The organism is Corynebacterium sp. HMSC073D01 (assembly GCF_001815555.1).
Lineage (GTDB): Bacteria > Actinomycetota > Actinomycetes > Mycobacteriales > Mycobacteriaceae > Corynebacterium > Corynebacterium glucuronolyticum.
The window spans coordinates 52,521-62,271 of the sequence record NZ_KV821085.1 but is presented as its reverse complement, the minus strand read 5'-3'; the positions used below and the strand labels follow the sequence as shown (position 1 = coordinate 62,271).

The window sequence follows — 9,751 nt, the reverse complement described above, 5'->3', positions numbered from 1 at the left end:
AATCTGCCCCGCACCTGCGGGGATGAGCCCCTCACCAGGAACTCATGCGAATCCACATGCTCATCTGCCCCGCACCTGCGGGGATGAGCCCGCGGCCAGGTCACCTCCCGCGAATTCACCTGCATCTGCCCCGCACCTGCGGGGATGAGCCGCAACCATCCCGGCCACCCCATTCAACGCCTGCATCTGCCCCGCACCTGCGGGGATGTGCCTTTTATATGGCGTGGCGTAGTTTCTACCTCTTAATCTGCCCCGCACCTGCGGGGATAACTTGTAGTAAACTTCGCGCCACGGTGACCAATGAAGGCAGTCCAGCATTTTGTTTGCATTTGTGCCGATTCTGCCATCGGCTATCACTACTCCACTACTATGAGCGATATGACCACTCCTGATAGCGCAACTCCTGCCCGCCTTACGTACTCCGAAGATGCTCGCACAACGCTGGCCATAGCTGACGGTCGTGCGCACCTGCTCTCTGCGGATTCGCATCTCGGGGAGCTCCTCTATCTGTCCCCCGAGGCCGATTTTTCTGAGGGGGGCTCGATTCGCGGCGGGGTGCCGATCATCGCGCCGTGGTTCAATGATCTGACAGGCCAGGATCCTGCGCATGGGTGGGCGCGTCGGAAAGCGTGGGAGTGCCAGGAGGTGCCGGGAGGATTCGATTGCCGGATTCGGCACGACGAGTGGGATCTGAGGCTCGGCATTCAGACCACGCCCAAGGGCTTTGCGATAATCTTGAAGTGCAGGAATGCAGCTTCGCGCCGTCGCGATGTCCAGCTGGCCTTCCACCCATATTTCCGTGTGGAGGACGTCACTGCGGTGAAAATTGACGGCCTCACATTCGATGGTGGTGTCGTCGACGAACGCACGACGACCACCTCGCCTATTACCATCGTCGACGGTGCCCGGCGCATCACCGTCACCGGCCACGACCACGATCACACGGTCATCTGGAATCCGGGTGCCGCCGTGCCAGGCGATCTGCCTGACGATGATTGGAAAAATTTTGTCTGCGTTGAACCTGCTCTCCTCGGCGAGGATGTCACCAGGGGCGTGTCACTTGCACCATGGGAGTGGACGCAGATCGGTATGACCGTGCGGGTCGAGGAGGCCTAGGGCCCGTAGATCCACTCGTTGTTCAGGCAGAGCATGATTCTTCCCTGGTCATCCTGACCGCCGTTGACGGTGCAATAGCCGCCTTCGTGAGCGGTGCCAATGCCCAGCGGACGTGGGCCGTAAACCCAGCGGAAATCGCGACCGGCGAAAACGCACACAAGCTGCGATCCATCAGCACCACGGGCGGGCTGTAGAACCTCCTGTTCAGAGCAGAGATCGTTATACATGGGCCGTGCCGGTGGGGCAGGCGCAAACGGATTCGGAAGCAAGCCCTGTGACACGGCCCAGGCCCCGCCAGCGGCGATGAGGCCGAGCACACCGATCGTGGAGACGACGGAGACGACCGCGACCGCTCCAGGGGTGAGCGTCTCGCCGTCCTCTTCATAAAATGAGCTTGTGTTCTGAGGTGGGGTTTCTGCGTATGCGGGCGCTGCGGCGGTGACCGCGGCAACGGCAAGGGCTATCATTTTCTTTTTCACACAAAACATCATGACACACCCCAGCCACCCGCAAGAGTACCTTTTCGAACATGCCTGGTAGGAAGCGTCGACAAGCGAAAAGTTGGCCAGGAGCGGGGATGAGGGGTAGAACTAGCCAATTGGAAAAGGAGTGATTTTTGTGGAGAGCGCGCAGCACAGAATGGGCGTGGAGGCCGATGCGGTCCTGCGTCTCGGAATGCTGCTCATGGGCGCGGGGACTGGCGGCTACCGGGTGATTCGTGCGATGAAACGGGTGGCGCGAGCGCTGGGATTCGATAGGCTGGACGCGTCGATCGCGGTGACGACGATTACGTGTACGTTCCACAAGGGGGATGATTTCCGCACGATTGTGGCCACGCAGGACAGTCCGGGGGTGGATGCGTCGCGGATTGAGGCGTTGGAGAACCTGACGCACGGGATTCGGCAGCAGATCACGGCGGAGTGGCTGAATGAGCAGCTCGACGAGATCGAAAAGATGGTGGTCAAACGGTGGTCGCTGCCGGTCCTCGTGGTGGCTGCGGGGCTCGCGTGCGCGAGCTTTGCGGTGCTCAACCATTTCACGCTTGTCGACGCCCTGATGGTCACCGTCGCCGCTGCGAGCGGGCAGTTCATGCGCGGAATGTTGGCGAAGAAGCACGCCCGGCAGCTGGCGTCGGTGGCGGCGGGGGCCGTTACCGCGTGCCTTATGTATTGGGTGATCATTGAGCTTTTCGGGCTGACGCAGGCGGCGGCACCGGGGTTTGTGGCGTCTGTCCTGTTCGTTGTGCCGGGGTTCCCGCTGTTCTCGGCGATTATTGACCTGTCGCGGTTCGACTTCGCGGCGGGGATTTCCCGGCTCGCGTATGCGGTGACGCTTATCGCAACGGCGACGCTGTCGGTAGCGCTGGTCAGTTGGATGACGGGGATGGAGCCGCCGGCGCACGTGCCGCAGGTGGCTGACCCGCACTTTTTCATCCGGGCAGCGGTGGCGAGCTTCGTCGGCGTGGCGGGGTTTGCTTTCCTGTTCAATTCGTCGCGACGCATGGTGGGCATCGCGGCGGTGACCGGGACGGTGGGCAACCTGATCCGGTTGGGGCTCGTGTATGCAGGCGCGACGATGTATGCGGGGGCGTTTGTCGGCGGGCTGGCGATCGGGCTGATTGGCTGGGTGGCGTCGAAAAAGGCGCACATTCCGCGCACCACGACGACGGTGCCGGCAGCGGTGATTATGATCCCGGGACCCTCGATGTTCGCCTCGATTTATGCCCTCAACCTGGGCGATATGCAGATGGGGGTGACCGCGGCGGCGACGGCGGCGCTGACCGTGCTGGCGATCGGGATCGGGATGGTGACCGCGCGGATGCTGACGGATCGCGCGTGGCTCTTCGGTCGGCACATTGATCTGGACTCGCCACTGCCTCGGTAGGTAGCAGCTCACACCTTTTAGGGGAGGGTGGTCTTGTTCTAAAACGTGCCTTAGGGTAGCCTTACCTTTGCCTGGGCGGTCATGGCGCTCAGGCAGCTTTTGATTACCGAACCGGAAAGACACACCGTTGTTCCTCGCCAACTTTCTTATTGCCCTGCGAGAGGGCGTAGAAGCCTCACTCGTTGTCGGCATCCTCGTGGCAACCCTGGTGAAAACGAATCGTCGCGACGTTCTCCCCCGCCTCTGGCTGGGGGTCATACTCGCGGCGGTCGTTCCGCTGACTGCGGGCGCCATCATGACATGGGGACCCTACACCCTCACCTTCCAGGCACAGGAAGTGCTCGGTGGAACGCTATCCATCGTGGCGATGGGCATGCTCACGTGGATGATCTTCTGGATGGCCACGCACGCCCGGAAGATGACCTCCAACCTGCGGGAGCAAGCGCTCGACGCATTAAAGTCAGGCAGCGGCTGGTCACTGGTTTGGATCGCAATCATTAGCGTCGGACGAGAGGGCGTGGAAACGGCCATCTTCGTGTGGGCAACAGTCAAGGCCACGTCGCAAGGCGGGTTCTGGCAGCCCACCGCCGGCGTGATCACGGGACTCATCGTAGCCATCATCATCGGCTGGCTCGTGTACCGCGGCACCGCCAAGATCAACCTCTCCACGTTCTTCTTCGCCACAGGCTTACTCCTCATTGTCGTTGCTGCGGGCATCGTCTCCTACGGCATCGGCGACCTCCAGGAAGCGGGAGTGCTGCCGGGGTGGGGCGTGACCATTTATGACATCTCCAGTTACTTCGATGGTCACATCCCCTTCCTGGACGCCACAAGCTGGTGGTTCGTCCTCCTGGAAGCCATGTTTAACGTCAATCTCGCCCCCACATACCTCCAGTTCTTCGGGTGGGCTTTGTACCTCATCATCGTGCTTCCACTGTTTATCCGTCATACTCACCCGAAAGTCTCATGAAAAACATCCGATTTCTTTCCTTACTCGTGCTGCCCCTCACCCTCACCGGCTGTGTAGCCAACGCACCTAGTGGCGGGGACACCGCCGCAGACGGTAACGCCCCGATTGAGGTCACCATCACCGACGACACGTGCGAGGTGTCCACCTCCGAGGTGCCGTCCGGTCGCGTGAACTTCAGGCTCACCAACGAGGGCACCGTGCGCAACGAGTTCGAGATCCTCGCCCCCGACAAGCTGCGGATTGTGGGCGAGCGCGAAAACCTCGGCCCCGGCACGACGACCGATTACACCGTCCTGCTTGAGCCCGGCGAGTACGTCACCGCCTGCAAGAAGAACATGGTCGGGTCACTCGTCGGCGATAAACCGTTCACGGTTACCCAGGGCGAGGCCGTCGATGTCAGCGCCGACGAGCAGCAGGCCATCGACGATGCTGTGACGAACTACACCGCCTATGTCAAGGATCAGACCGGCCAGCTGCTCGAGGCCACGAAGGAATTCGCGGCGGCATACGCTGCCGGGGATACCGAGAAGGCCAAGGCCCTGTACGCGCCGTCGCGCATGTTCTACGAGCGCATCGAGCCCACCGCCGAGGCGTTCGGCGATATCGACCCCGCCCTCGACGAGCGCGAGGCCGACTACCAGAAGTCCGACGACACCGAGGGCCGCGAGTGGACCGGCTGGCACAAGGCCGAGAAGGACTTGTGGGACACGCCGCTTACCGCCGAGGAGCGCAAGAAGACGGCTGACCAGCTCGTCGCCGACACGCAGAAGCTGTACGACCTCGTCTACTCCGACGAGTTCTCCATCAACATCGACGACATCTCCAACGGCGCCATCAGCCTGCTGGAGGAGGTCGCCACGACTAAGATCACCGGCGAGGAAGAGGCATTTAGCCACACCGACCTGTACGATTTCCAGGCCAACCTGGAGGGCGCGAAGGTGGCCTACGGCAACGTCGAATCGCTGGCGAAGAAGAAGGACCCGGAGCTCGCCGAGACCATTTCTGCCCGCATCGATGCGCTGCAGCAGAACCTGGACAAGCACAAGTCCGGTAACGGCTACGTGTCCTACACCGACCTCGATGACGCGCAGCGCCGCGAGCTGTCTGATCTCGTCGATGCCCTGCGCGTCCCGCTGGCAAAGCTGACGGAGGCCATCGTCTCATGACTTTCGAACTGTCACGCCGCTCAATGCTTCTTGGGATGGGCGGCGCCGGCGCGGCTCTGGGCCTGAGCGGATGCAGTTCCGCTTCGCCTGAGGCAAGCGCCGAAGTCGTGCCGTTCCGCGGCGAGCACCAGTCCGGCATCCTCACGCCGGCGCAGCAGCAGATGATTATGGTTGCCTTCGACATGGTGGCCACCCGCAAAGAGGACCTCGTCACACTGCTCACCGACTGGACACTCGCCGCCGAGCGGATGCAGGCCGGCGACCAGGTCAACGACCCGAAGGTGCGCGACGACGTGCCGCCGGACGATACCGGCGAGACACTCGGGCTCGGCCCCGGCGCGCTGTCGATAACCTTTGGGTTCGGGTCGTCGCTGTTTGAGAAGTTCAAGCTCGAGCACAAGCGTCCGCGCGTGCTGGAGCGGGGCATCCCGCGGATGGCGGCGGAGAAGCTGGATCCCGCGAAGGGGTCCACGGACCTGGTCATTCAGATTTGCGGCGAGGACCCGATGGTGGTGCTCCACGCGATGCACCAGTTCAAGCGCATCGCGTTTGGTCTCGCCTCCGTGCGGTGGATGCAGCTCGGCTACGGTCGCACGTCCTCTACATCGGAGGATCAGCAGACGCCGCGTAACTTCTTCGGGTTCAAGGACGGCACGAGCAATATTAAGGCCGAGGATTCGAAGGAGGAGCTGAATAAGCACCTGTGGATCCAGCCGGAGGACGAGGGCGGCGAGTGGGCCGCCGGAGGCACGTACCTGTGCATCCGCAAGATCCACATGATGATGGAGGTGTGGGACGAGCTCATCCTCAGCGAGCAGGAGAAGACCATCGGCCGCAACAAGGTTGAGGGTGCCCCGCTATCCGGCGGGGAGGAGTTCACCGACCCCGACTTCACTGCTCTGGATGAGGATGGGCAGCCGCTCATCGATATCGATTCGCATGTGGCGATCGTCCACCCGGATCATAACGGCGGGCACCGCATCCTGCGGCGCGGCTACAACTACACCGAGGGCCTTACAGACCTGGGCCGTCTCGACGCGGGCTTGTTCTTCATTGCCTACGTGCGGGACCCCTCCCAATCGTTCATCCCGATTTTGCAGCGGATGGCGACAGATCAGATGACCGAGTACCTCCAGCACGTCGCGTCATCGATGTATATCGTTCCACCGGGGATTCGCGACGGCGATTCCTATGTGGGGCAGCGGTTGCTCGACGCGTAAGCGCGGGCACGTGCACATTTTCACAGGCGCGGCACCAGGGTTTTCCCCTGGTGCCGCGTTCATTATGAGGTGGCGACGGCGGCGATGAAGGGGCCCGCCCAGGTGCCGACGAGCCAACCGATGGCGGTGGCGGGGGCGACGAGGAGGACAAGCTCGAGGGCGGTCGTCGACAAGCTGCTGGTGAGACCGAGGGTGGTGAGGAGGCGACGGTCGGCGGCGCGCTCGCGCCAGGAGAGGAGGACCGTGCCGGCTATGCCGACGGCGGCGATGGCGAGCGCGACGAGGCTCATGAGGCGGGTGATGGACAGGAGGCGCTCGACCATGCGGACAATGTCGCTGCGGCGGTTGAAGGATTCCGCCATGGTCACCGGGGTGGGGCTGGTGGCGGCGACGGCGCGCACGGGGTCGAGGGCGGTTTCTGGCTGGATCGGGCCACCTTCGAGGCGAATGAGGGCGGTGGTTGTTCGCCCTGGCTTGTCGACGATCGATGCGTCCACAAGCGGAAAGATGTTATTCGTGCGCACGACGGGGAGGTCGGTCGTGGTCTTCGCGCCGCGCGGGAGGCTCACGTGTCCCGGCGCGATGGGGGTGCGCAGGACCGGCGAGTGGGGGTCGACGGCGAACCCCTCGGCCACCTTCGGTGGGGCGTCGACGGCGGCGACGCCCGGCGCGGCGCGGAGGTCCTCCACCAGCTGCGGGTCGATGTCGCCGGTCAGGGAGGTGATGCCGACATCGATGGTGCCCTGGGAACTCGCCACATCGGTGAAGTGGCTCCGCAGCGCTGCGGAGCCTGTGGTCACCGCGCCGACGAGCGCGACGGCGACGGTGACGATGCCGATGACCGCCGCCGAGCGGGTCCACTGCCGGGAGGCGTAGCCAAGCGCCAGGCCAAGGCGCGGCAGCGGCACGCGGATGCGGAGGATAAGAGGGATGACAAGGGCTGCAGCGCCCGCTGCGGCAAGCGTGGCGAAACCGCCGACGGCGACGGCGCGGATAACACCCGTGGGCTGGATGAACCAGGCGGCGGCCGCGCAGGCGATGGCCACGAGGGCGCAGAGGACCGGCAGGGTGCGGCCCGCTGCGCCGGAGATGCTGTCCAACGCGCTGCGGCGGGTGGCGCTCAGCGCTGCGGGCAGGCACGAGGCGACGGTCACGGCGACGGCGGCGAGGCCGATTGCGGCTAGCCAGGCGGGTGGGACGCTGATGTCGGTTAGCGGCACGCGGATCCCGAGGTCGGCGGCGAGGCCCGCCGCGTAGTGGGCGAGGACGCGGCCAAGGGGCAGGCCGAGGGCAACGCCGATGATGCCGAGGACGAGCGCCTCCACCGTGAACGATCCGACAATCCCCACCGACGAGGCACCGATCGCGCGGACGAGGCCGGACTCGCGGATGCGGGCGCCCGCAATGACGGACATGGCCGAGTAGATGGTCAGCGCCGCCACGATCGCGACGACGACGGAAAACGCGCCGAGGAGGAGGAAGTATTTGTTGCGCGAGGAGAAGTACTCGGCGGTTACCTTTTTGATGTGCTCTGCGGCGCTCACGCCCTCGTTGAGGGGGACGGAGGAGCGAAGCTCGCCCGTGGAGTGGGGTGCCCACGTGGCGATCGCGTCGTTGGTGGCGACGAGCCCGCCTGCGCCGAGGAGCTGTTCCGTCGCACTCGGTGTGACAGCACCGACGACGGTTGCGGTGACGGTGTCCGTGCCGATGAGGAGCGTCACTTCCGATCCGATCGGTGGCGTCGCACCGGTGGTCGCCACCTCGTTCGGTGCTTCCGGAAGTCGGCCACCGATGACGTCGCGCCACTGCAGGGGGCCGTCGGTGATGCCGGTGATGGTCACCGTGGTGTAGAGGTTGCCCTCTTCCAGCAGGTGGGCGGTGGTGACGCGGTCGAGGACGGCGCCGGGTACGGGCTCGGTCGCGTCCTCCACGACGGAGGCGACGCCCGCGTACGGGGCGGCGAACGTGCGGTTGACGGAGTCCGTGATGCTCAGGCCGATCGCCGCCGAGGCGACGGTGAGCGCAACCGCGGCGACGACGGCGAGCAGCAGGGCGAGGTAGCGCAGCGGGCGGTGCCACAGTTGGGCGAGGGCGAGGCGAATCACGCGGTGAGCCTCCCGTCCTGCATGTGGAGGGTGTTCTCCCCGTACTCGGCGGCGGACGCATCGTGAGTGATCATGAAAAGCGTTTGCCCCAGATCGTCGACAAGCGAACGAAACATGGAGAGGACGCTCCGGGAGGTTTTCGAATCGAGGTTCCCCGTGGGCTCGTCGGCGAGGATGAGGCGCGGGCGGGTGAGGACCGCGCGCCCCACAGCGACGCGCTGGCGCTGGCCGCCGGAGAGCTCGCGGGGCAGGTGACGGAGGCGGTCGCCGAGGCCCAGGGTGGCGACGACATGCTCGAACCAGTCCTTGTCCACACGGTGTGCGAGGCGACTGGGCAGGAGGAGGTTGTCTTTGACGTTGAGGACCGGGACGAGGTTGAACTCCTGGAAGACGACGCCGATGTCCGTGCGGCGCAGGCGCGCGCGGGCATTTTCCGACAGGCGTGTGATGTCGCGGTCACCGAGGAACACCTGGCCGCTCGTGGGGACGGTCAGCCCCGCCAACACGTGCAACAGTGTGGACTTGCCGCTGCCGGAGGCACCCATGACCGTGGTCCACTGGCCGCCGGGGATGGCGATGGTTACGTTATCCAGGGCGGTGACGGCGTTCTCACCGGTTCCGTACCGCATAGTCACAGCCTCTGCACGGGCAACTGTGTTACGCATGTGACTATTGTTGTTTATACTCTGCACCATGCATACGAAACTACGCGCTGGAATTGTCAGCTGCACACTCGCCGCGACGCTCGTGGCCCCGGCAGCACACGCCGACATGATCGACAACGCGCTGCACGCCATCCCCAACGGGCAGATCTCGTGCGCGCAGGCCTCCAAGTACTGGACCAACACCGCCGACTATAACAACAAGGTCGCCCAGGCGCGCGCCGTCGCCGCCTTCGACGCGCGCGGCGGGCAGATCATCGCCGCGCTCGGCCGCATCGACGAGGCCGCCAACAGGTGTGGGTTGAAGGATGGGTCGGCGGCGCGGACGACGGAGCCCGCGCAACCCGCTGCGCCCGCTGCGCCTGCCGCGCCTGCACAACCTGCTCAGCCTACGCAGCCCGCTGCGCCTGCTGCACCCGCAACCGTTGAGGCGGCCGGCCTGCAGCCCGCCCCTGCACCGGAAGGCACGGCCGTGACGAGCTCCGGCCAGCCCGCCAGCCAGGTGTTCATCCCGGTTCTCAACCAGTGGATGTCCATTCCGGATCTCATCCAGATTGTGAGGAAGTTCCTCGCGGGCTTCGGCATCCAGATCTAAGTACGCCATACGGAAAACCCCTCGTGGCTTATC

General features: G+C 64.5%; 9 protein-coding genes. 6 read left to right on the top strand and 3 right to left on the bottom strand.

The features are described from left to right. Positions 1–369 precede the first annotated feature (369 nt). Complete coding sequence (locus HMPREF3044_RS12030) at positions 370–1,116, top strand: aldose epimerase family protein (RefSeq protein ID WP_141759700.1); 747 nt, start codon at positions 370–372, stop codon at positions 1,114–1,116. On the opposite strand, the gene HMPREF3044_RS12025 is transcribed toward HMPREF3044_RS12030, so the two are convergent. After that, on the bottom strand, positions 1,113–1,604 hold the full coding sequence (locus tag HMPREF3044_RS12025) for a hypothetical protein (protein WP_246821083.1): 492 nt from the start codon (positions 1,602–1,604) through the stop codon (positions 1,113–1,115). The genes HMPREF3044_RS12030 and HMPREF3044_RS12025 overlap by 4 nt on opposite strands. Positions 1,605–1,755: 151 nt before the next feature. Here HMPREF3044_RS12025 and HMPREF3044_RS12020 point away from each other — a divergent pair, with 151 nt between their 5' ends. From HMPREF3044_RS12020 to efeB, 4 genes are all read left to right on the top strand, one after another. After that, positions 1,756–3,000: a threonine/serine exporter family protein gene (locus HMPREF3044_RS12020; protein WP_070742124.1), complete on the top strand. Its 1,245-nt coding sequence runs from the start codon at positions 1,756–1,758 to the stop codon at positions 2,998–3,000. Positions 3,001–3,127: 127 nt separating this feature from the next. Then, a complete protein-coding gene (efeU, locus tag HMPREF3044_RS12015; RefSeq protein ID WP_005391174.1) occupies positions 3,128–3,970 on the top strand; it encodes an iron uptake transporter permease EfeU in 843 nt (280 codons plus the stop codon). Further along, entirely contained in the window at positions 3,967–5,136 is a 1,170-nt protein-coding gene (efeO, locus tag HMPREF3044_RS12010) for an iron uptake system protein EfeO (RefSeq protein WP_070742089.1), read from the top strand. Before efeU ends, efeO begins: the two co-directional genes overlap by 4 nt. Next, entirely contained in the window at positions 5,133–6,356 is a 1,224-nt protein-coding gene (gene efeB / locus HMPREF3044_RS12005) for an iron uptake transporter deferrochelatase/peroxidase subunit (RefSeq protein WP_005391178.1), read from the top strand. The genes efeO and efeB overlap by 4 nt, the downstream gene beginning before the upstream one ends. A 62-nt stretch (positions 6,357–6,418) precedes the next feature. Here efeB and HMPREF3044_RS12000 read toward each other — a convergent pair whose 3' ends face one another. Together HMPREF3044_RS12000 and HMPREF3044_RS11995 are read right to left on the bottom strand one after the other, a co-directional pair. Further along, complete coding sequence (locus tag HMPREF3044_RS12000; protein ID WP_070742086.1) at positions 6,419–8,461, bottom strand: ABC transporter permease; 2,043 nt, start codon at positions 8,459–8,461, stop codon at positions 6,419–6,421. Then, complete coding sequence (locus HMPREF3044_RS11995; protein ID WP_005392889.1) at positions 8,458–9,156, bottom strand: ABC transporter ATP-binding protein; 699 nt, start codon at positions 9,154–9,156, stop codon at positions 8,458–8,460. The genes HMPREF3044_RS12000 and HMPREF3044_RS11995 overlap by 4 nt, the downstream gene beginning before the upstream one ends. On the opposite strand from HMPREF3044_RS11995, the gene HMPREF3044_RS11990 reads away from it, so the two are divergent. Next, on the top strand, positions 9,155–9,718 hold the full coding sequence (locus HMPREF3044_RS11990; protein WP_005391189.1) for a hypothetical protein: 564 nt from the start codon (positions 9,155–9,157) through the stop codon (positions 9,716–9,718). The two genes, HMPREF3044_RS11995 and HMPREF3044_RS11990, sit on opposite strands and share 2 nt — an antisense overlap. Positions 9,719–9,751 lie beyond the last annotated feature (33 nt).